Origin of the sequence: Pseudomonas putida (assembly GCF_002906855.1) — a bacterium.
In the GTDB taxonomy this organism is placed as follows: domain Bacteria; phylum Pseudomonadota; class Gammaproteobacteria; order Pseudomonadales; family Pseudomonadaceae; genus Aquipseudomonas; species Aquipseudomonas putida_N.
The window spans coordinates 737546-759848 of sequence record NZ_MINI01000028.1 but is presented as its reverse complement, the minus strand read 5'-3'; the positions used below and the strand labels follow the sequence as shown (position 1 = coordinate 759848).

The following is a 22303-nucleotide window of genomic DNA, read 5'->3' as shown; positions in this document are numbered from 1 at the left end:
TGGCTTGGGACAGGTGGGTTTCGTACCCACGTAACGAATGGGACTGCGCAGCTTGCCAGGCATTCCCTCCAGCCACAGACTGAAACACTTCCCTCGCAACCCGGAGCCCACTCGCGTGTCCCTCAAAGCCCTGCGCACCTTGGTGACCATCGCCCGCCACGGCACCTTCGCCCGTGCCGCCGACCTGCTCAGCCTCACCCCTTCGGCCGTGAGCCTGCACATCAAGACCCTCGAGGACGAACTCAAGGTCGCGCTATTCGACCGCAGCCGTCGCCAGGTAGCGCTGACCGAAGCCGGGCAACTGGCGGTGGCGCGGGCCGAGCACATCCTCGGCGCCTACGACGAACTGGCCGATGCCCTGGCCAGCGGCCCGAGCTTGCGTGGCCGGTTGCGACTGGGGGCGATCCACACGGTCCTGGCCCGGCGCCTGCCCAAGGCCCTGGTCTGGATCAAGGCCCATCACCCGCAACTGCATATCAGCGTCAACTCAGGGATGTCGGCCGAGCTTGCACGGCGCGTCGAGGACGGCGAGCTGGATGCAGCGATCACCACGGAACCGGTAAGCCCCTACCCGCAGAACCTGATTTTCACGCCGCTGTTCGAGGACCGCTTCTGGGCCATCGCCAGCCCCGAGCTGGCCGGCCAGAGCCTGCCGCAGCTGCTGGCAGGCCAACCGTTCCTGCGCTTCGACAAGCGTGCCTGGGCCGGGCGGCAGATCGAGCAGGAGCTGCGCCGCCAGCATTTGCAGGTCAGTGAACAGATGGAGCTGGACAGCCAGGAAGCACTGGCGCGCATGGCGGTGATGGGGCTGGGGGTGGCGATCATTCCCATGGCTGATGACGATCTGCAACGCTTGCCGCCGGCCACCTGCCTGCCCTTTGGCGAGCCACAGCTGGTGCGGCGGGTAGTGTTGCTGGAACACGAAAAGAGCCAGCGCCGGCACCTCAGTGCTGTGTTGAGGACCGCCATGGACGCGTGAAGGTACAGTTTTCCTCAACAGTCAGTGCAGAAATCAACGTTTTTCCCAATCAGTCAGCCACGCTAACCTGTGCCCGTACCCGACCACGGAACGACCACCATGCTTCACCTGCTGCTGACCACACTCGTGCCCATCATCTTGCTCATTGCCCTGGGCACTTTCCTGCGCATCCGCGGCTTCCTCGCCGAGTCGTTCTGGCCGGGCGCCGAACGCCTGAGCTATTACGTGCTGCTGCCGTCGCTGTTCCTGCATGGCCTGGCCACGGCCAATCTCGATGGCGTGCCGGTGCTGGGCATGGTCGGTGTGCTGATGCTTTCCACCCTGCTTGGCGCCGTGCTGCTGGTGCTCTACCAGGGTGCAGTGAACCACGAAGGCGCCGACTTCACCTCGGTGTTCCAGGGCGGCGTGCGCTTCAACAACTACATCGGCGCCACCCTCGCCGCCGGCATCTACGGCAGCGCCGGGATCGCGCTGGCCGCCGTTGCCAACGCCGCCATCGTACCCTTGGTCAATCTGCTCTGCGTGCTGGTGTTCGCCCGCTTCAGCGCGCGCCATAGCTCCCCGGCGACGGTGTTGCGGGCCATCTTCGCCAACCCGCTGATCGTCGGCTGCGCCGGGGGCCTGCTGCTGCGGACCAGCGGCCTGGGCTTGCCGGCCGGCCTGGAACCCACCATCAAGGCGCTGGGCCAGGCCGCCCTGCCCCTGGGCCTGCTGTGTGTGGGCGCTGCACTCGGTGGCGCCAGTGTCGGCCAGCAAGTGCGGCCACTGCTGGCGGCATCGGCTTTCAAGTTCCTGGTCATGCCGCTGACCACCTGGGGCCTGTGCCGCCTGCTTGGGTTGAGCGGCCAGGCAGCGGTTGTGGCAGTGCTGTTCCAGGCCTTGCCGACCGCTTCGTCGTCTTACGTGATGGCGCGGCAGATGGGCGGCAACGCGCCGCTGATGGCCACCATCATCGCCCTGCAGACCGTGCTGGCCGCCGTGACCTTGCCTTTGATGCTAATGCTAACGCTGAGGTGATTACGCTTGGCTAGACTGTGACTCAGCCCACACTTCGGAAAATTGACCATGCGCCTCTCGTGGATGCTGATCGGCTTGACCTCGGCCCTGCTCGCAGGCCCTTTGCACGCCGCCGACAGTGCCAAGGCCGCAGTGGCCGAGGACAAGGCGCAAAACCTGGAAAAAAAGGTGGTGGAGGATGCTCCTCCGCCGAAGAAGCCAGAAACCATCACCCCTGGCGAGGTGCAGGCAGTGGACCCGGCAGGTCAGGCGCCGATGGATGACAGCATCACCTGCCTGGCACGCACCATCTATTGGGAAGCCAAGGGTGCCGACGACGGGGACATGAGCGCGGTGGCCAGCGTGGTGATCAACCGGCTAGGCAAGGATGGCTTCCCCAACACCATCTGCGGGGTGGTAAAGCAAGGCGTGGAAACCAAATCCTGCCAGTTTTCCTGGTGGTGTGACGGCCGCCCGGACCAGGTCGAGGAAAAGGACCGTTACGACATCGCCAAGGAAATTGCCCGCAAGGCCTTGAACCAGCAACTCAAGGACAGCACTGGCGGCGCGCTGTACTTCCATGACCGCCAGGTGCACCCGAGCTGGGCCAAGGCCTATCGCAAGACCGCCGAAACCCGGCATTTCCTGTTCTACAAGCCGAATCAGGAACTGGCGCGCTGATAAGCCACTGCACTTTTCTGGCGCTCGCCGGTCTACTCCCTCTTTTGCCGCCTGCAAGTCATTGCTGGCGTTTTCTTTGCTTTGCACGAGACTGGGCCAAAAGCCTCGCGCTTGTGTAGGATGAGCAGCGCATACCAAGACGCTGCCAGTCACAGGGAGATCCACATGCGCGTCCTGTCATCCGTTGCCGCCTTGTCGATGGGCCTGGTCCTGTCGACCGGGGCCTTGGCCGTCACCGGCGAAGAAGCGCAACTGATCGATTCGATCAATACCTACCGCAGCCAGGCCCAGCGCTGCGGGGACCAGGTGTCGGTGGAACTGCCGCCGCTCAACAGCGACACGCGCCTGGCACTGTCGCCGGAGGGCACCCGTGACCTGCAGCAGGCCATGAGCCGCGCGGCCTATCCGATGGTCAACGTCCAGGCGATCAGCCTGTCCGGCCCACGTGATGCGAACGCTGCCATGAATGCCATCAAGGAGAGCTTCTGCCAGGTGGTGCTCGACCCGCAGTTTGTCGACATCGGCGTCAGCCAGGAAGGCCGCGACTGGCGCATCGTGCTGGCCCGGCCCCTGCTCAGCGGGCGCCTGGGTGACTGGCAGGCCGAGGGGCAGAAGCTGCTGCAGGCCATCAATACCGCACGCAAGACCCCCCGCCAATGCGGCGGCCAGCCGTTTGCCGCAGCCCCTGCGCTGAGTTGGAGCGCTGCGCTGGCGGGGGTGGCAGCCAGCCATACGCGGGCCATGGCCAACCAGAACTTCTTCGACCATATCGACAAGGACGGGCGCACGCCGGGTGACCGCGCGGAACTGGCCGGCTATCTGTATCAGCAGATCGGCGAAGACATCGCCGCCGGGCGCGACACCGCGCAGAAGGTGGTGGATGGCTGGCTCGACAGCCCCGGTCATTGCGCCACCCTGATGAACCCGGACTTCCGCGAAATGGGTGCGGCCTATGCGGTAGACCCGAAGAGCGATGCCGGCATCTACTGGACCGGCCTGTTCGGCACGCCGCAATGACCGTTTGAGCTGCGCAGCGCCAGCGCCGTGCAGCCAAACCGCCGCCGCACACACTTGCCCAGGTAGCTGGCATCACCCAGCCCGACCTCGTCGGCAATCTGCGCCAGGCTGTGACTGGAGTTGAGCAATCGCCAGCGCGCCTGCTGCAGGCGCATTTCCAGCCACCAGGCCTTGGCGCTCATGCCGTGGCTGGCCTGGAACTGGCGGTCCAGCTGACGCCGGCTGATGCCGAGTTCCGCAGCCAGCTGTTCGATCGACCCTTGTGCCCCCAGGTGATGACGCATCAGCGCCAGCGCACGCTGCACCTGGCGCCCCTGCCCGGCGTCGGCCTCCAGTGAACGCAGGGCATGGCGGCTGTCACGAGATTCGTCCACCAGCATGTCGGCCAGGCCCTTGAGCGCCCGGGCACGCCCGCAGGCGCCCGCCAGCAGTTCCACCGCCAGGTCGAGGGCTGCCGTGCCGCCGGCACAGGTGATGCGCCCCCCGTCGATACAGTACAACTGCTCGCGCAGCACCTGCAGATGCGGGAAAGATGCCCGAAACTCCGCCTCATGGCGCCAGTGCACCACGACCTTGTGCCCGTCCAGCAGGCCGCAGGCGGCCAGCAGGAAGGCGGCGTTGTCGATGGCGACCAGCTTCACCCCCGCCTTGGCCGCTCGCTTGAGCAGAGGCTTGTAGCTCGGGGCCAACGCGGCGGTGGCTTCAGCATTGCGGCTGCCGAACAGCACCAGATAGTCGTACTCATTCCAACGCAATTGCTCGGTAATGGCCCGCACCTGCATCACCGCACCGCTGCTCGACGGCACGTGCTCGCCCGTCAGGCTGGCCAAGGTCCAGCTGCAGTAGCGCTGCTGGCTGTAGTCCTCGTCGTCGGCGCTGAAGCGCAGCTTGTCGAGAAACGCACCGAACGGCAGCAAGGCGAAGTCCGGTAACGGCAGGATCAGCAGGCGGATATCAGGGGCCATTCGAAACAAGTCCAGAAAACACCATTGAATGTCCAGATCATACCCTGCACTTGCAGTACCGTCCCATAGACTGAGTGCTCGTGACTATCTGAGGCGCCCATCATGGCTCTGGATACCTGGTTCATCTACGTGCTGGCGAGCATCGGCCTGTCGCTGACCCCTGGCCCGAACAGTCTGCTAGCGCTGACGCACGGTGCACTGTATGGCGCGCGCCGCACGCTGTTCACCATCGTCGGCGGGGTGTTCGGCTTCAGCGCACTGATTGCCCTGGCGATGTTCGGGCTGACGGCGCTGCTGCAGACGTCGGCCTCGGTGCTGACCGTGCTCAAATGGGTGGGGGGAGCCTACCTGGTGTGGCTGGGCATCCAGCTCTGGCGCAGCCCTGCGCTGCATCTGGAGGTGACCGAACGCGCTGCCCGCCTGGGCAATTTGGGGATGTTCCGCCAAGGCCTGCTGTCTGCTATCGCCAACCCCAAGGTACTGTTGTTCTACGGTGCCTTCCTGCCGCAGTTCATCGACCCGCAGCGTGGGCTGTTGCTGCAGTTCGTGATCATGGCAGCGACCTTTGCCAGCGTGGAATGCTTGGTCGAATACCTGCTGGCTCGCCTGGCGTTTCGTATCCGGCCCTGGCTGGCCAAGGGCGGCAAAGGGTTCAATCGCTGCTGCGGGAGCCTGTTCGCATTGATTGGCGTGGCTTTGCCGCTGGGCCGGTGAAAGCTCAAGCGCGCCGCGCAACCAGCAAGAAGACGACCAGGGCCATGCCCGGCAATGCCGCCCCCACCAGCGCCACACCGTGCCACCCCTGCTGGGCGAACACCGCACTGGCCACCGCCGAACCCATTGCCCCGCCCAGGAAGATGCTGGTCATGTACAGCGCATTCAGCCGCCCGCGGCTGGCCGGGTCCAGCGCATAGACTTCACGCTGGCCGATCACCATGTTCATCTGTACGGCGAAATCCAGCAGCACCCCGGTCAACCCCAGGCCGATCACGCTGTAGCCGGGCGCCGTCAGGCCCAGCAGCAGCGCCAGCGGCGCCAACACCAGCGCCAGCAACGAACCGGCACGGGCATGGCCGGCGTCGGCCAGGCGGCCGGCCATGGGCGCGGCGATGGCGCCGACCGCGCCGACCAGGGCAAACAAGGCGATCTGGCTTTGCGACAGCCCGTGCTCACTGGCCAGGGCCAGCGGCACCGCGGTCCAGTACAGGCTGAACGCCGCGAACATCAAAGCCTGGTACAGCGAGCGCTGGCGTAATACCGGATATTGGCGCAGCAGGGCAACCAACGACACCATCAGCCCGGCATAGCTGGCCTTGTGCTCAGGCACCCGGCGCGGCAGCGTCAGCGCCAACAACAGAATGATTGCCAACATCAGGCCAGCAGCCCCCATGAACACCGCGCGCCAGCCAAAGTGGTCGGCGACCAGGCTCGACAGCGGCCGCGCCAGCAGAATACCCAGCAGCAAACCGCCCATGATGTTGCCGACCACCCGCCCGCGTGCTTGCTCAGGCGCAAGGTGAGCAGCCAACGGGATGAGCATCTGCACAGCCACCGAACTGAAACCGATCAGCAAGGCATAGCCCAGGAACAGTTGCCCTTGGCCGCTGCTGCTGGTCCCCGCCAGCAACAGGCTGACACAGGCCAGCACGGCGGTGGCGATCATCAACCGACGGTTTTCCACCAGGTCAGCCAGTGGCACCAGCAACAGCAGGCCCAGTGCGTAGCCCAGCTGGGTCAGTGACACGATCAGGCTGGCGCGCTCGGTGGACAGGCCCAGGTCCGGGGCGATCAGCCCGACGATGGGCTGCGCGTAATAGATATTGGCGACGATCGCGCCACAACAGAACGCCAGCAGCGCGACCAGAGCACGGCTCAGGCCGGCATGGGCTGGCGGTGCAGCAGCAAGGGAGGAATTCATGCGAGGTACCTCGGCATCGGGTTGGAATATGTCAGGCACCTTACCGAGCGCTTGCCAGCGAGAGAATCCGGCTCCGGCGCAACGGGGCTTTGCGCCAGGCGCAACGGCAGGGATCAGGGTTTGAGCAGGCCCTCGCAAAAGCCGATGAACGCGTTGACCCGCCGAGAGCCGCGATGGTTGGGCAAATACAAGGCATTGATGCTGTCATTGGCGGTGCCGGGACTGACCTGCCAGTCCGCAAATATCCGCTGCAAGCGCCCGGCCGCCACGTCTTCGCGCACCAGCCAGTCGGCCAGCAAGGCAATACCGCTGGCGGCCAGCGCCGCTTCGCGCAACAGGTCGGCGTTGGCGCTGCGCAACGGCCCGCTCACGTCCAGTTCCAGTGCCTCATCGGCACGCTGCAGGCGCCAGGCGCGCGCCTTCTGCCCGTAGCGAAAACGCAGGCAGGCGTGCTGCAGCAACTGCTCGGGATGCAGCAGCGCGTCACGCCTGGCCAGGTAATCGGGGCTTGCTACCAGCCAGCGCTGGAAGCGACCGAGTTGCCGGCACACCAGTTCGTCGTTCGGTGACGGGTCGCCGAGGCGAATGGACAGATCGTAACGACCGTCGAGCAAGTCATCGAGCCGGTCGCTCATGTCGATGTCCAGCTCCAGCGACGGGTGGCGAGCCAGGAAAGGCCCAAGGTGCGGTGCGATCACGCGGCGGCCGAACTCTACCGGCAGGCACAGGCGCAGCACGCCGACCGGCTCATCGCCACGATCGGCGACGCTGGCGTCGGCTTCCTCCAGCGCGTCGAAGATTTCCCTTGCCCGGGCGTAGTAACGTGCGCCCGCCTCGGTCAGGCTCACCTGGCGCGTGGAGCGGTTGAGCAAGGTCGTGCCAAGTTCCGACTCCAGCCCGTCGACCAGGCGCGTCACCGACGAGGTGGCGACGCCGAGCCTGCGCGCTGCCGCGGAAAAGCCCTGGGCATCGACTGTCGTGGTGAACATCCTCATCGCCAAGAGCTTGTCCATGGATACCCCGATTCTCAAATCTCGGAACAGTCCTACAAACCACGAAGCGGGTCAAGAAGCGCACAACAGAGCGACCAGGTCCATAGTGGAAGCACCTCCATCAGTGCGAGAACTGCCCATGCCGCTCACCAACCTGCTCAACGCCCTGCCCCATTGCGACCCTGCCGCTGCCGAGCGGGTCGATGAACTGCTGCGGCGCCCTGGCCTGCGCATCGAACGCATCGTTTCCTGCGGCCAGGCCAGCCCGCCAGGCTACTGGTACGACCAGGCCGAAGGCGAATGGATCATGTTGTTGACCGGCACCGCCGGGCTGCGCCTTGAGCACGAGAATTACACCCGCTTGCTGGTGCCAGGCGACTGCCTGGACATTCCGGCGCATTGCCGTCACCGCGTGGAATGGACTACCCAGGGGCAACCGACCATCTGGCTTGCCGTGTTTCATGGCAGTGAAACACCCTGGCCGAGCCATTGATACGCCCTTCGTTCATGCTAAAAAATCTAAAGCGCCACACCCATATACCTGCCAAACATCATTTTTACAGCAATTTTCAGCACTAGATCTAAACTTTTCTCCACATCTTCGCAAGTTCGGCCCTGCGACAATCAGCCTCATAAAATTATGTACCAACTTGTTAATTAGCAAGCTAAGGGCTTAGACTGCGCACATTCCACCTGCTGAGATCCCTGGCATGAACGAAACACCGCGCGCCTCTGGCGCCACAAACATCATCCTGGTCGGCTTGGGCGTGATCGTCGCCCTGCTCGGCCTGCTCCTGGCTGCTGGCGGCGTCAAGCTCGCCGGCCTGGGCGGTTCCTGGTACTTCCTGATCGGCGGCCTGGCCATGGCCATCGCCGGTATTCTCATCGCTCGCCGCAAGCAGGCCGGCGCCTGGCTGTACGCGGCGTTCCTGATCGGTACCGCGATCTGGGCGCTGAGCGACGCTGGCCTGGTGTTCTGGCCGCTGTTCTCGCGCCTGTTCATGTTCGGCGCGATCGGCATGGTGGTGGCGCTGGTCTACCCGATGCTCGCCCGTGCCAATGGCGCCAGCGCCGGCCGTGGTGCCTACGGCATCGCTGGCGTGCTGGCCGTGGTGCTGGTGATCGCTGTGGGCAACATGTTCGTTGCCCACCCAAGCGTTGCACCCACCGGTAAGGGCCCAGGCATGACCCCGGTCGAAACTGGCAAGGAGCAGAAGGACTGGGCCCACTACGGCAACACCGAAGGTGGCAGCCGCTTCGCCGCGCTGGACCAGATCAACCGCGACAACGTCAACAAGCTCAAGGTGGCCTGGACCTACCACACCGGTGACGTCGCCATCAGCGACGGCAACGGTGCCGAAGATCAGCTGACCCCGCTGCAGATCGGCAACAAGGTGTTCATCTGCACCCCGCACAACAACCTGATCGCCCTCGATGCCGACACCGGCAAAGAGCTGTGGAAGAACGCGATCAACGCCCAGTCCAAGGTCTGGCAGCGTTGCCGTGGCATGGCCTACTTCGACGCCACCGCCGCGATCGCCCAGCCGACCCAGCCCAACAGCTCGCCGATCACCGGCGGCAGCGTCGCGCCCGGTGCCAACTGCCAACGTCGCCTGCTGACCAACACCATCGACGGTCGCCTGATCGCCGTGGACGCCGACAACGGCGAGTTCTGCCAGGGCTTCGGCAACAACGGCCAGGTCAACCTGATGGCCGGCCTAGGTGATGTGCCGGACTCCTACTACCAGCTGTCCTCCGCACCGTTGATGGCCGGTACCACCGTGGTGGTCGGCGGCCGCGTCGCCGACAACGTCCAGACCGACATGCCAGGCGGCGTGATCCGTGGTTTCGACGTGATCACCGGTGAAATGCGCTGGGCCTTCGACCCGGGCAATCCGGAAGACCGCAAGGCGCCGGCCGATGGCAGCACCTATGTGCGCAGCACCCCGAACAGCTGGGCACCTATGTCCTACGACCCGGCGATGAACACCGTGTTCCTGCCAATGGGCTCGTCGTCCACCGACATCTATGGCGTTGAACGCAGCAAGCTGGACCACACCTACGGTGCTTCCGTGCTGGCCCTGGATGCCACCACCGGTAACCAGAAGTGGGTATTCCAGACCGTGCACAACGACCTCTGGGACTTCGACCTGCCGATGCAGCCGAGCCTGATCGATTTCACCAAGGACGACGGCAAGTCCGTGCCTGCGGTAGTGATCGGTACCAAGGCCGGGCAGATCTACGTGCTCGACCGCGCCACCGGCAAACCGCTGACGCAGGTCGACGAAGTGCCGGTCAAGCCAAGCAACATTCCCAACGAGCCGTACTCGCCGACCCAGCCCAAATCGGTAGGCATGCCGCAGATCGGCGCGCAGACCCTGAGCGAATCGGACATGTGGGGTGCCACGCCGTATGACCAGCTGCTGTGCCGTATCGACTTCAAGAAGATGCGCTACGACGGCCTGTACACTGCGCCGGGTACCGACCTGTCGCTGAGCTTCCCGGGTTCGCTGGGTGGCATGAACTGGGGCAGCCTCTCCACCGACCCGGTGCATGGCTTCATCTTCGTCAACGACATGCGCCTGGGCCTGTGGATCCAGATGATCCCGTCGCAGAACAAGGGTGGCGCAGCCTCCGGCGGTGAAGCACTGAATACCGGCATGGGCGCCGTACCGCTCAAGGGCACCCCGTACGCGGTGAACAAGAACCGCTTCCTGTCGGTTGCCGGCATCCCGTGCCAGGCCCCGCCATTCGGTACCCTGACCGCCATTGACATGAAAACCCGCCAGATCGCCTGGCAGGTACCAGTCGGCACCGTGGAAGACACCGGCCCCCTGGGCATTCGCATGCACCTGCCGATCAAGATCGGCCTGCCAACCCTCGGCGGCACCCTGTCGACCCAAGGCGGCCTGGTGTTCATCGCCGGTACCCAGGACTTCTACCTGCGCGCCTACGACAGCAGCAACGGTAACGAAATCTGGAAAGCCCGCCTGCCTGTAGGCAGCCAGGGTGGCCCGATGACCTACGTTTCGCCGAAGACCGGCAAACAGTACGTGGTGATCACTGCTGGCGGTGCGCGCCAGTCGACTGATCGTGGCGACTACGTGATTTCTTACGCCCTGCCGTAAGAGCACGTCGCTGCATTCGCGGGCAAGCCCGCTCCCACAGGTTCTCCTCTGATCCTGGTGAGAGCGGGCTTGTTCGCGAATGGCCCCCCGAAAACAACACGAGACACAGCAATGCCATCCGCTATCCGCATCACCCCAACCCTGCTTCTGGCCCTGGCCAGCACCACCGCCCTGGCCGACGGCGACCTGCTCAACCGCAGCACCATGACCGGTGACTGGGGTGGCCTGCGTCACCAGCTCGAAGAAGACGGCGTCAAGATCACCGGCGACTACAGCGGTGAAACCGCCTACAACGCCCACGGCGGCCTACACCGCTCGGCGCGCTACTCGCAGAACATCAAGCTCGGCGCACAGTTCGACCTGTCGAAACTGTACGGCCTGGAAAACGGCGGCAAGGTCCAGCTGACCATCAACGACCGCCGCGGCAACAGCGCCTCGGAAGACCTGGTCGGCAACCGCCTGCCGATCCAGGAAAACTACGGTGGCCTGTACACCCGCCTGACCGAACTGAGCTACGAGCGCACCCTGTTCACCCCGGCGCTCAACGTCAAGCTTGGCTACATGGCCATGGGCAACGACCTCGGCGGCCTCGACAGCGGCATCCTGTGCAACTTCATGAACGCCGGCTTCTGCGGCCACCCGCTGAACATGTCCGGCGGCAGCGGCTGGACCAACTACCCCAACGCCCACCTCGGCGTGCGCGTGAAGTACGACCTGTCGCCGTCCTGGCAATTGCGCGTGGCGGCATTCAACGTCGACCCGGAGAGCAACGGCAACTCCAGCCGCGCCTGGCACCTGGGGCCCAAGCACACCACCGGCACCGTGGTGCCTGTGGAACTGGTGTACAAGCTGCAGGGCGAACTGCCGGGCGAGTACAAGCTGGGTTACTACTACGACAGCTCCGACGTGAAGCGCGTCGACAGCAGCAAGGAAGTGTCTGGTCGCGGTGGCCACTACCTGCTGGTCGACCAGGCAGTGTGGAACGACGCCGGCTCGCCAGGCCGCAGCCTGCACGCCTTCGGCCAGTACTCGGCAGCGAGCGAGGCCGCCTCGCCGTTCACCAAGTGGTATGGCGCCGGGGTGGTGCTTTACAAGCCGTTCGAAGGCCGCCCGCGCGATACCGTAGCCCTGGGCTATGGCCGCGCCGTGCCGAACCCACGTAGCCGCGATGTGCTGGAAGACGCCGCAGTCAATGCCGGGCAGCAGTTCCCCAACATCGACAATGCCGAGCAGTTGGTCGAACTGAGCTATGGCTACCAGGCCACGCCTTGGCTGAACCTGCGCCCGGATGTGCAATACATCATCGAGCCAGGGGCGTTCTCCGGGAAGGACATCGACAACGCGCTGGTCTTCGGCCTGCAGGTCAAGGCAACCTTCTAAGCCGCCGGGGGGCGGTGATTGCGGTGTATGGGTTGGTCAGTGGGGCGATTGAGATCTGATTGCCAAGCTTAGGGCTTCTTCGCGGGTAAACCTGCGAAGAAGCCAACACCATTATTCCTGCCTGAGGTAATCCACCAACCTCAGCAACATCGCATCACAACCCCGCATCTGTTCGACACTGACGAACTCGTCCGGCTTGTGCCCCTGGTCCATGCTGCCCGGCCCGCAAACCACGGTGGGAATACCGGCCTGGTCGAACAGGCCACCTTCGGTGCCGAACGCCACAGTGCCGAAATCATCCGATCCGCTGAGCAATGCCACCAAGCGCGCGGCCTCGCTGTCGGCTGGCGTGGCCAGCCCCGGATACGCACTCAACGGTTGCAGGCGAATTGCACTGCCAGCGTTGACCTTGCGCATGCGGGGCAGCAACTCGGCCTCGGCGTAGGTCTGCAGCTGGTCGGCCACCGCCTGCGCTTCGAACCCCGGCAGCGCGCGCACCTCGAAATCGAACGCACATTCCTCCGGCACGATGTTCAACGCCCTGCCCCCTCTGATGACCCCGGTCTGCACCGTGGAGAACGGCGGGTCGAAGCGCTCGTCGTGATGGGCCGGCAATGCCAGGGCATCACCGATCTCGCCCAGCTTGCCGATCAGCTTGGCAGCGTACTCGATGGCATTCACCCCGTAAGGGGCATACGCCGAGTGACACGCCGCGCCCTGCACTTCGCAGCGCATCGCCAGCTTGCCTTTGTGGCCAAGCACTGGCTTCAATTCGGTAGGCTCACCGATCAGGCACAGCCGCGGCTTGTGCGGACGTTGTTCCAGCGCGGCCAGCATCGAGCGCACGCCCAGGCAGCCAACTTCCTCGTCATAGGAGAACGCCAGGTGCACCGGGATGCGCAGCGGTTGCGCCAGGAATGCCGGCACGGCAGCCAGCACCGAGGCGATGAAGCCCTTCATGTCGGCCGTGCCACGGCCATACAGGCGCCCGTCGCGCTCGGTCAGGGCGAAGGCCGGCAGCGTCCAGGCCTGGCCGTCCACCGGCACCACGTCGGTGTGCCCGGACAGCACCACACCGCCGATATCCTTGGGGCCGATGGTGGCGAACAGGTTGGCCTTGCTGCCTTCCGGGTTGTGGAACAGCTCGCACTCCACGCCAAGCTCGGCCAGGTAGTCGCGGATGAAAGCGATCAACTCAAGGTTCGAGTCGCGGCTGACCGTTGCAAAGCCGATCAGCCGCTCCAGCAACGCGCGGCTGCTGAATTCACTCATCGCCCGGCACCCCGTAGCTGGGAGCGGCAGTCGGGTCGAGGGCGCGGGTAACGTAGTCCTGCATCTGCGGGCGGTACGCCTGCCACAGGCCATCGAGCACACCGATCGGGTCCTCGTCAGCCCAGTCCACACGCAGGTCCACCAGCGGCCAGGTCAGCTCACCGGCGATCTTCAGTGCCGCGGAATGCACCGGGCCGGCCTCACCACCCGCCGCCATCGCGGCATGCATGGCCGCCAGCAGGCGGTCAGCCAGATGCCCACCGGCCTGTTCGAAGGCCTGCACCATGGCTTCGATCACCTGGAGCGAGGACAACAGGTTGCCAGCGGCCGCGCACTGCTCGCCTGCGACGGCGTTATGCACGCCCAGCGCCTCCTTGCCGGTGAACAGCGCCACCTGGCCCTGGCTGTCGATCACCGTGACCTGGCGATACTCGCTCCAGCCATTGGCGCTGAGCACGCGGTCCAGCGCGGCGGCAGGCGGCAACTGGCCCTGCTCCAGGGCATCGAGGATTTGCGGGCCGAGCGCCGGCAAGGTGATGTTCTGGGTCGACACGGCGCCGACGCCAGCACGAACCCACGGGCAGCGGGCGCCCACGGCGATGCTCGACGAGCTGATGGCAATACCGACCTGGCCGGTTTCCTGGCAGCGACCGATGATGGAGAAGGTCATGGTGGAACTCCTGTTGTTCTGTGCGATGCCCAGCATTCTGGGCGCAAGCTTCAGGGCCACGAAACCAACATTTTCCTGTGCCTTGAACAGGAAAAAACTATGGCCGGCCAATACCACTCGAAAAGCCCTGAAAACCCCGACCAAGCCCAGGCAAACCGGGGCCTTCGCCGTTTTATCGGCAAGCCCCAGCTAAATACTATTTTCGCGATTTTCCAGGCATCCCTAGTCTGGCCCCAAGCAACGGCGGTCCTCCAAACCGACCTGACAAAAACCGCCTGAACAAGGGCTCGGACATGACACTGAACAACATCGAAATCGACACCCTCGTGGTTGGCGCCGGCCAGGCCGGCGTGGCCATGAGCGAACACCTGAGCAAGCTTGGCGTGCCGCACCTGGTGCTGGAGCGCAAGCGTATCGCCGAGGCCTGGCGCACCGGCCGCTGGGATTCGCTGGTGGCCAACGGCCCGGTCTGGCACGACCGCTTCCCGGGGCTGGAATTCAACCTCGACGCCGACGCTTTCGCCGGCAAGGACCAGGTCGCCGACTACTTCGAGCAGTACGTACGCAAGTACAACCTGCCGGTACGCACCGGCATCGAAGTGAAGAAGGTGGTACGCAACGCCGACCGCCCCGGCTTCACCGTCGAGACCAACGAAGGCGTGATCCGCGCCAACCGCGTGGTGGCCGCCACTGGCCCGTTCCAGAAACCGGTCATCCCGGCCATCGCGCCGAAAGATGCCAACCTGCACCAGATCCACTCCGCCGCCTACTACAACCCCGAGCAACTGCCTGAAGGCGCCGTGCTGGTGGTAGGCGCCGGCTCCTCCGGTGTGCAGATCGCCGAAGAGCTGATGCGTGCCGGGCGCCAGGTGTACCTGTCGGTCGGCGCCCACGACCGCCCGCCACGGGCCTACCGCAACCGCGACTTCTGCTGGTGGCTGGGCGTACTGGGCGAGTGGGACGCAGAAATCGCCAAGCCGGGCCGCGAGCACGTGACCATTGCCGTCAGTGGCGCCCGTGGCGGCCACACCGTGGACTTCCGCGCCCTCGCCCACCAGGGCATGACCCTGGTCGGCCTGACCCAGTCGTTCGAAAACGGTGTGGCGCGTTTCCAGGACAACCTGGTCGACAACATCAACCGCGGCGACGAAAACTACCTGGCCCTGCTGGATGCCGCCGATGCCTACATCGAGCGCAACGGCCTGGACCTGCCGGAAGAGCCCGAGGCGCGCAAGCGCCTGGCTGACCCGGAGTGCATGGTCAACCCGCTGCAGCAACTGGACCTGGCCCAGGCCGGCGTCACCAGCATCATCTGGGCCACCGGCTACGGCGTGGACTTCAGCTGGCTGCAGGTCGACACCTTCGACGCCAACGGCAAGCCCCAGCACCAGCGTGGCGTCGCCCGCGAGCCGGGCGTGTACTTCCTCGGCCTGCCCTGGCTGTCACGCCGTGGCTCGTCGTTCATCTGGGGCGTGTGGCACGACGCCAAGCATGTCGCCGGCCACATCGCCACGCAACGCACCTACCTGGCCTACCGCGACCGCGACCAGCGCGACGCGGATGAGCAACAAGACCACTCGATCAGCAACGTCAGCACCCTCGGAGCCCACTGATGCCTACCCATACTCGCATCCGCATGTTCAACACCAAGGAAACCTACCCCAACCAGACCCTGGACAACGACCTGTGCCAGGCCGTGCGGGCCGGTAACACCATCTACGTGCGCGGCCAGGTCGGCACCGACTTCGAAGGCAAGCTGGTCGGCCTGGGTGACCCTCGGGCGCAGACCGAGCAGGCGATGAAGAACGTCAAGCAGCTGCTTGAAGAGGCCGGCTCCGATCTGTCGCACATCGTCAAGACCACCACCTACATCACCGACCCGCGCTTCCGTGAGCCGGTGTACAAGGAAGTCGGCAAGTGGCTCAAGGGTGTGTTCCCGATTTCCACCGGGTTGGTGGTGGCCGGCTTGGCCCAGGCCGAGTGGCTGATGGAAATCGACGTGATTGCGGTGGTGCCGGATCAGCAGTAAGGCTTGAGATGGCCGGGGGCGCCTTGCGCCCCATTCGCGGGACAAGCCTGCTCCTACAGGAATCACGTATTTCCTGTAGGAGCGGGCTTGTCCCGCGAAGCTTTTTCAGAACTTGGCCAATTCTTCGCGGCAGAACTCGACGAACAGCTGCGCGGGCTTTGTCAGTTGCACCCGCTTCAGGTGCGCCGCCGCCAACCCCGACAACGCCACCGGTTCGGCGATGTCGATCATCACCAGCTTCTGCCCGTCATACGTGCATTCCGAATGCGGCCGGGTCACCAGCAATGAAAACCCGAAGCCCTGCCCCACCATCCCGCGCACCATCTCGATCGACGGCGAACTGAAGACGATGTTCGGCGTCAGGCCCATTTCATTGAACAGGCTGACGAAGTAGGTCCGGCTCGGCGCCACGTCCAGCAAGATCATCGGCTCCGGGCACAGATCCCGCAGCGACACCTGCGCCTGGCCGGCGAAGCGGTGCTTCTCGGGCAGCAGCACGTAAGGCTTCTGCGGCGGCATCAACGGTTCGGCCTCGATGGTGCCATCCAGGTCGTGGTCGTAGAGAAACGCCAGGTCGAAAGTGCCGGCAGTCAAACCCTGGATCAGGTCCTGCTGCTCGCCATCGCGCAAGCGAATATCCACGCCCGGATAGCGTTCGCGAAAGCCGGCGATCAGCCGCGGCAGGTACAGCGGTGCCACGGTTTCGAAGCAGCCGATGTCGATCTGCCCGGCCACGGTGTCGTTGTCGGCCAGGGCGTTCTGCTCGAACTCGTGGGCCATCTGCAGCAACGACTTGGTCTTGGCGTAGAAGCGCTTGCCGCTGGGGGTCAGCGACACGCCCTGGGCGTGGTGGCGGATGAACAGCTGCACACCGAAGCTTTCTTCCAGGCTTTTGATGGCCGTGGAGATCGATGGCTGGGCGATGTACAGCTGGCGCGAGGCCTCGGCGACGCTGCCGGCCTCGACGGTGGTGACGAAATACTTCAGTTGTCGCAGGGTATAGGAAGCCACAGGCACCTCGTTGGCGCCGTTCGGGGCGCCTTGGAATTTTCCTGCCACTTTACCCTGTGGCCTGATTCAGCGGGCCGCCGGGTGATGAAGGATTTGCCTAAGGCTTGAACATAGTTTTCTTGTGTTGCCGGTGCGGGCAATCAATAACTGAAGTCATGCCCCAACTGCCCCTGCATCCATGCCAGAAACCGCCTCACCCGCGGCAGCTCGGCATGCCCCCGCGGAAACACCAGGTGATGGGCACTGACCGGGCTTGCCTGCTCGGCGCCGAACACCGGTACCAGTTGCCCACGCGCCACATAGTCCTGCGCCAGCAGCGAACTTTCCAGAATGAACCCGTAGCCATGGCTGGCTGCCTCCAGGCTCATGTACGAGCGGTCAAAGCTCAAGGCAAACGGTGCCTGTGGCAGCGACACGCCCTGCTGGGCGAACCACAACGGCCATTGCACCAGCGCCGACTCGGAGAGGATCAGGTTCTGCCCCAGCAAGTCGGCTGGCTGGTCGATCGGCTGGCGTGCCAGCAGCGCCGGCGACGCCAGCACCGTGGCGCGCTCATGGCGGATGGTGCGTACCTCCAGGCTCGGCCAGTTGGGGTAGCCATGGCGGATATCGACGTCGATCTGGTGGCGGCCAAAGTGCAGCGCTTCATAGGAGCACGACAGGTTGATCTGGATATCCGGGTGGCTGGCGCGAAACTGCTCCAGCCGCGGCAACAGCCAGAGCAGGCCGAAGCTCGGCGCCGAATGCAGGCGCAGGCAGTCGAAGCCGACCGCGCTACCGGCCCGCTCGGTGGCGGTGGCCAGGCTTTGCAAGATGCCGGAGACCTCGCGCAGGTACTGATCCCCCGCCGCCGTCAAGGTCACCCCCTTGGCCGTGCGCAGGAACAACGGCCGGCCGATCAGTGCCTCCAGGTTGGCGATCTGGTGGCTGACCGCCGAAGGGGTCAAGTTGAGCTGCTCAGCGGCGCGCGCGACGTTACCAAAACGTGCGGCCTGCTCGAAGGCCTGAATCGCTTTCAGCGGCGGCAGTTGCAAGGGCTTCTTGCCCGGATCGTGATTCATCGTATTCCTTGGGTGTCACGGGCCTCGAACGTGATCACGCCCCTACCCTGTGCTGAATTTTTTTCAGCATAGGCTGAAGCGCACTGCGTTGCCCAGCCCTCGTCCGGATACCAAGCTGTGCCCACAACAACAAACATCCGGAGTACACCCATGCTGCTCGAAGGTAAAATCGCAATCGTCACCGGCGCCGCCTCTGCCCGCGGTATCGGCCGCGCCACCGCCCAGGCCTTTGCCGCCCACGGCGCCAAGGTGGCCATCCTCGACCTCGACCTGCAAGCCGCCCGCGACGCCGCCGCGCAGCTGGGCGATGGCCACCTGGGCCTGGCCGCCAACGTCGCCGACGAAGCCCAGGTGCGTGATGCGGTGGCCGAGTTCCTGGCGCATTTCGGTCGCATCGATGTGCTGGTCAACAACGCGGGTATCACCCAACCGGTGAAAACCCTGGACATCACCGGCAAGGACTATGACCGCATCCTCGACGTAAACTTGCGCGGCACGCTGCTGATGTCCCAGGCCGTGATCCCGTCCATGCGTGCCCAGCGCTCAGGCAGTATCGTCTGCATGTCGTCAGTGTCGGCGCAGCGTGGCGGCGGCATCTTCGGCGGCCCGCACTACAGCGCCGCCAAGGCCGCCGTGCTGGGTCTGGGCAAGGCCATGGCCCGTGAGCTGGGCCCGGACAATGTGCGGGTCAACGCCATCACGCCGGGCCTGATCCATACCGACATCACCGGCGGCCTGATGCAGGACGAGCGCCGCCACGCCATCATCGACGGCATCCCCCTGGGCCGCTTGGGCGAGGCCCGCGACGTGGCCAACGCCGCCCTGTTCCTGGCCAGCGACCTTTCCAGCTATCTCACCGGCATCACGCTGGACGTCAACGGGGGCATGCTGATTCACTGACGCCCCCACGCACTATGTATCGCATCTGAGCCCCGCCACGGCAGGGCAATCGATAACAACAAGAGATCAGATCGACATGACCACCCTAACCCTCGACGCGGCCACGGCCGCGCGCAGCAATGCCTATCGCAAGACGGCCTGGCGGCTGATGCCCTTTCTCATGCTGTGCTACCTGTGCGCCTATCTCGACCGGGTCAACGTCGGCTTCGCCAAGCTGCAGATGATGGATGACCTGGCCCTGTCCGAAGCGGTCTACGGCCTGGGCGCCGGGATGTTCTTCATCGGCTACTTCCTCTGCGAAGTGCCGAGCAACATCATCCTGCACAAGGTCGGCGCACGGCGCTGGATCGCCCGCATCATGATCACCTGGGGCCTGATTTCGGCGCTGTTCGCCTTCGTCGAGACAGCCTGGCAGTTCTATGTGCTGCGTTTCTTCCTCGGCGTCGCCGAAGCCGGGCTGGCACCAGGCCTGCTGCTGTACCTGACCTACTGGTTCCCGTCGTACCGGCGGGCGAAGATGACCGCCCTGTGGTTCATCGCCATCCCGCTCTCGGGCATGGTCGGCGGGCCGCTGTCGGGCTGGATCATGGAGCGTTTCGCCGGCGTGCACGGCTGGGCCGGCTGGCAGTGGATGTTCGTGCTCGAGGCGGTGCCGACCGTGCTGGTCGGCATCTTGGTGCTCAGTTACCTCAAGGATGGCGTGCACCAGGCGCACTGGCTCAACGACGAGGAAAAGGCCCTGCTGCGCAAGGAGCTGGCCGAGGACGAGCAGCACAAGGTGCAGCATGGCTCGGTGGCCGACTTCATCCGCGACCGCCGCCTGTGGCTGCTGGCCGGCATCTACTTCTGCGTGGTCATGGGCCAGTACGCGATCACCTTCTGGTTGCCGACCCTGGTACGCAATGCCGGCGTCGCCGACCCGCTGCATATCGGCTTGCTGACCAGCCTGCCCTACCTCTGCGCCATAGGCGCCATGCTGGTGGCGGGACGCAGCGGTGACCGCCACCGCGAGCGGCGTTGGCACCTGGCGATCCCGATGCTGGCCGGGGCGCTGGGCCTGACCCTGGCGGCAGGGTTCGCCAGCCACCTGAGCCTGTCGATCCTCAGCCTGTGCCTGGCGGCGTCCGGCATCCTCTCGGCCTCGTCGCTGTTCTGGATGCTGCCGACCACGCTGCTCGGGGGGGTGTCGGCCGCCGCCGGCATCGCCGCAGTCAACAGCTTCGCCAACCTGGCCGGGTTCTGCTCACCCTTCCTGATCGGCTGGGTCACCAGCACCCTGGGTAACAACGCCATCGGCATGTACCTGATCAGCGCCGTGCTGATCGTCGGTGCGGCATTGGTGTTCCGCGTGCCGGCGGGCTTGGTCAACCGTTAATTTCCCTAGTAAGGAGCTACCCCATGAATGCCGTACCCGCTACCTCGGGTGCGCGGCCTCTGGCTGCGCGCGCCTACAACATCCGCCGTAACGCCCTGCGCATGGGCCAGGTCCAGGGCCAGGGCTATATCGGCCAAGCCCTTGGGGCTGCCGACTTGCTGGCCGTGGCCTACTGCCACGCCCTGCGCCTGGACCCGGCCAACCCCGAGTGGGAACAGCGCGACCGTTTCTACCTGTCCATCGGCCACTACGCCATCGCCCTGTACGCCGCGCTGATCGAAGCCGGGGTAATCGCCGAGGATGAACTGGAAAGCTATGGATGCGACGACAGCCGCTTGCCGATGTCTGGCATGGCCGCCTATACCCCCGGCATGGAAATCACCGGCGGCTCGCTCGGCCACGGCCTGGGCATTGCCGTCGGCGCCTGCCTGGGCCTCAAGCGCAAGGGTTCGACCAGCTGGGTCTATAACCTGCTGTCCGATGGCGAGCTGAACGAAGGCTCGACCTGGGAAGCGGCGATGTCCGCCAGCCACTGGCAGCTGGACAACCTGATCGCCATCATCGACGTCAACAACCAGCAGGCCGACGGCCATTCCAGTGAAATCCTAGCCTTCGAACCCATCGTCGACCGCTGGCAGGCCTTCGGTTGGTTCGTGCAACGGGTCGACGGCAATGACCTCGACGCCCTGGTCAAGGCGTTCGACCTGGCCCGCGCCCATACCGGCGCGCAACCGCGGGTGATCGTCTGCGACACACGCATGGGCAAAGGCGTGCCCTTCCTCGAAAACCGCGACAAGACTCACTTCATCCGTGTCGACGAACACGAATGGGACCTCGCCCTGCAAGCACTGGACGCCGGAAGCCGCGCATGAACAACCCGACCGTAGCAGCAAAACGCCTGACCACCTCGGCGATGATCGCCTCGATTGCCGCCGAAGGCCAACCGACTCGCCCTGCGCCGTTCGGCCACGCCCTCGCCAGGCTGGCCGAGCAGCGCCAGGACATCGTCGGGCTGAGCGCCGACCTGTCCAAATACACTGACCTGCATATATTCGCCAAAGCCCACCCGGAGCGCTTCTACCAGATGGGCATGGCCGAACAGCTGCTGATGAGCGCCGCGGCCGGTATGGCCCGCGAAGGCTTCACCCCGTTCGCCACCACCTATGCGGTGTTTGCCTCGCGGCGCGCCTATGACTTCATCTGCATGGCCATTGCCGAAGAAAACCTCAACGTCAAGATCGTCTGTGCCCTGCCCGGCCTGACCACTGGCTATGGCCCCAGCCACCAGGCCACCGACGACCTGGCGATCATGCGCGCCATGCCCAACCTGATGGTGATCGACCCGTGCGACGCCCTGGAGATCGAACAGGCGGTACCGGCCATCGCCGCCCATCAGGGCCCGGTGTACATGCGCCTGCTACGCGGCAACGTGCCCTTGGTGCTGGACCGCTACGACTACCGCTTCCAGCTGGGCAAGGCCCAGGTGGTGCGCGGTGGCCGTGACGTGCTGGTGATTGCCAGCGGGCTGATGACCATGCGCGCACTGGAGGCCGCCGAACAGCTGCACAAGGATGGCGTGGATGTGTCGGTGCTGCATGTGCCGACCATCAAGCCGCTGGACGAAGCGACGATCCTGGCCGAGGCCCGCAAGCCGGGGCGGCTGGTGGTGACGGCGGAGAACCACTCGATCATCGGCGGGCTGGGTGAAGCGGTGGCCGGCGTGCTGCTGCGCAATGGCGTGACCCCGACCTTCCGCCAGATCGCCCTGCCGGACGCGTTCCTCGATGCAGGGGCGTTGCCGACCTTGCATGACCGCTATGGCATCTCCACAGAGGCGGTGGCGCGGCAGATCAAGGGCTGGCTGTAAGCAGCAATGTCCCAGTCGCCGGCTTCCCGGTGACTGGGACATTTCAGTCAACACACTGCTGT

At 65.0% G+C, this 22303-nt stretch carries 21 protein-coding genes; 14 read left to right on the top strand and 7 right to left on the bottom strand.

Annotated elements, in window-relative coordinates; all coding sequences use genetic code 11:
- Positions 1–115 precede the first annotated feature (115 nt).
- The 4 genes from BGP85_RS03785 to BGP85_RS03770 all read left to right on the top strand — a co-directional run bounded on the left by BGP85_RS03785 (position 116) and on the right by BGP85_RS03770 (position 3673).
- Positions 116–979, top strand: coding sequence for a LysR family transcriptional regulator (locus BGP85_RS03785; RefSeq protein WP_103447604.1), 864 nt, complete (start codon positions 116–118; stop codon positions 977–979).
- Between the two features lie 99 nt (positions 980–1078).
- The gene (locus tag BGP85_RS03780; RefSeq protein WP_103447605.1) at positions 1079–1996 is read left to right on the top strand and encodes an AEC family transporter; all 918 of its coding nucleotides are present in this window, start codon (positions 1079–1081) and stop codon (positions 1994–1996) included.
- A gap of 48 nt (positions 1997–2044) precedes the next feature.
- On the top strand, positions 2045–2656 hold the full coding sequence (locus BGP85_RS03775) for a cell wall hydrolase (protein ID WP_103447606.1): 612 nt from the start codon (positions 2045–2047) through the stop codon (positions 2654–2656).
- Positions 2657–2821: 165 nt separating this feature from the next.
- Complete coding sequence (locus BGP85_RS03770; protein WP_103447607.1) at positions 2822–3673, top strand: CAP domain-containing protein; 852 nt, start codon at positions 2822–2824, stop codon at positions 3671–3673.
- Here BGP85_RS03770 and BGP85_RS03765 read toward each other — a convergent pair.
- Positions 3640–4638 carry a GlxA family transcriptional regulator gene (locus tag BGP85_RS03765; protein WP_103447608.1) on the bottom strand — a complete coding sequence of 333 codons (999 nt, stop codon included), beginning with the start codon at positions 4636–4638 and terminating at the stop codon, positions 3640–3642. The two genes, BGP85_RS03770 and BGP85_RS03765, sit on opposite strands and share 34 nt — an antisense overlap.
- 102 nt (positions 4639–4740) lie before the next feature.
- On the opposite strand from BGP85_RS03765, the gene BGP85_RS03760 reads away from it, so the two are divergent.
- Entirely contained in the window at positions 4741–5352 is a 612-nt protein-coding gene (locus BGP85_RS03760) for a LysE family translocator (RefSeq protein ID WP_103447609.1), read from the top strand.
- 4 nt (positions 5353–5356) lie between these two features.
- On the opposite strand, the gene BGP85_RS03755 is transcribed toward BGP85_RS03760, so the two are convergent.
- On the bottom strand, positions 5357–6556 hold the full coding sequence (locus tag BGP85_RS03755; protein ID WP_103447610.1) for an MFS transporter: 1200 nt from the start codon (positions 6554–6556) through the stop codon (positions 5357–5359).
- 113 nt (positions 6557–6669) lie between these two features.
- Positions 6670–7569, bottom strand: a complete 900-nt coding sequence (locus tag BGP85_RS03750) for a LysR family transcriptional regulator (protein ID WP_103447611.1) — start codon at positions 7567–7569, stop codon at positions 6670–6672.
- Between the two features lie 118 nt (positions 7570–7687).
- On the opposite strand from BGP85_RS03750, the gene BGP85_RS03745 reads away from it, so the two are divergent.
- From BGP85_RS03745 to BGP85_RS03735, 3 genes are all read left to right on the top strand, one after another.
- Complete coding sequence (locus BGP85_RS03745; protein ID WP_103447612.1) at positions 7688–8041, top strand: cupin domain-containing protein; 354 nt, start codon at positions 7688–7690, stop codon at positions 8039–8041.
- Between the two features lie 217 nt (positions 8042–8258).
- Complete coding sequence (locus BGP85_RS03740; RefSeq protein ID WP_103447613.1) at positions 8259–10676, top strand: glucose/quinate/shikimate family membrane-bound PQQ-dependent dehydrogenase; 2418 nt, start codon at positions 8259–8261, stop codon at positions 10674–10676.
- Between the two features lie 111 nt (positions 10677–10787).
- A complete protein-coding gene (locus BGP85_RS03735; RefSeq protein WP_103447614.1) occupies positions 10788–12056 on the top strand; it encodes a carbohydrate porin in 1269 nt (422 codons plus the stop codon).
- Positions 12057–12167: 111 nt separating this feature from the next.
- Here BGP85_RS03735 and argE read toward each other — a convergent pair whose 3' ends face one another.
- Positions 12168–13328, bottom strand: a complete 1161-nt coding sequence (argE, locus tag BGP85_RS03730; RefSeq protein ID WP_103447615.1) for an acetylornithine deacetylase — start codon at positions 13326–13328, stop codon at positions 12168–12170.
- Positions 13321–13998: a DUF1028 domain-containing protein gene (locus BGP85_RS03725; RefSeq protein WP_103447616.1), complete on the bottom strand. Its 678-nt coding sequence runs from the start codon at positions 13996–13998 to the stop codon at positions 13321–13323. Before BGP85_RS03725 ends, argE begins: the two co-directional genes overlap by 8 nt.
- 293 nt (positions 13999–14291) lie before the next feature.
- Between BGP85_RS03725 and BGP85_RS03715 the strand changes: the two genes are divergently transcribed.
- Positions 14292–15611: a flavin-containing monooxygenase gene (locus tag BGP85_RS03715; RefSeq protein WP_103447618.1), complete on the top strand. Its 1320-nt coding sequence runs from the start codon at positions 14292–14294 to the stop codon at positions 15609–15611.
- The gene (locus BGP85_RS03710; RefSeq protein ID WP_014590706.1) at positions 15611–16027 is read left to right on the top strand and encodes a RidA family protein; all 417 of its coding nucleotides are present in this window, start codon (positions 15611–15613) and stop codon (positions 16025–16027) included. Before BGP85_RS03715 ends, BGP85_RS03710 begins: the two co-directional genes overlap by 1 nt.
- 105 nt (positions 16028–16132) lie before the next feature.
- Here the strand turns inward: BGP85_RS03710 and BGP85_RS03705 are convergent, their stop codons facing one another.
- Both BGP85_RS03705 and BGP85_RS03700 read right to left on the bottom strand, forming a co-directional pair.
- A complete protein-coding gene (locus BGP85_RS03705) occupies positions 16133–17038 on the bottom strand; it encodes a LysR family transcriptional regulator (RefSeq protein WP_103447619.1) in 906 nt (301 codons plus the stop codon).
- A gap of 140 nt (positions 17039–17178) precedes the next feature.
- Positions 17179–18099 carry a LysR substrate-binding domain-containing protein gene (locus BGP85_RS03700; protein WP_103447620.1) on the bottom strand — a complete coding sequence of 307 codons (921 nt, stop codon included), beginning with the start codon at positions 18097–18099 and terminating at the stop codon, positions 17179–17181.
- Positions 18100–18249: 150 nt separating this feature from the next.
- Here BGP85_RS03700 and BGP85_RS03695 point away from each other — a divergent pair, with 150 nt between their 5' ends.
- The 4 genes from BGP85_RS03695 (at position 18250) to BGP85_RS03680 (ending at position 22241) form a co-directional block, all read left to right on the top strand.
- On the top strand, positions 18250–18999 hold the full coding sequence (locus BGP85_RS03695) for an SDR family NAD(P)-dependent oxidoreductase (RefSeq protein WP_103447621.1): 750 nt from the start codon (positions 18250–18252) through the stop codon (positions 18997–18999).
- 76 nt (positions 19000–19075) lie between these two features.
- On the top strand, positions 19076–20374 hold the full coding sequence (locus BGP85_RS03690) for an MFS transporter (RefSeq protein ID WP_103447622.1): 1299 nt from the start codon (positions 19076–19078) through the stop codon (positions 20372–20374).
- 23 nt (positions 20375–20397) lie between these two features.
- The gene (locus tag BGP85_RS03685) at positions 20398–21246 is read left to right on the top strand and encodes a transketolase (RefSeq protein ID WP_103447623.1); all 849 of its coding nucleotides are present in this window, start codon (positions 20398–20400) and stop codon (positions 21244–21246) included.
- Positions 21243–22241: a transketolase family protein gene (locus BGP85_RS03680; RefSeq protein WP_103447624.1), complete on the top strand. Its 999-nt coding sequence runs from the start codon at positions 21243–21245 to the stop codon at positions 22239–22241. Before BGP85_RS03685 ends, BGP85_RS03680 begins: the two co-directional genes overlap by 4 nt.
- Positions 22242–22303 lie beyond the last annotated feature (62 nt).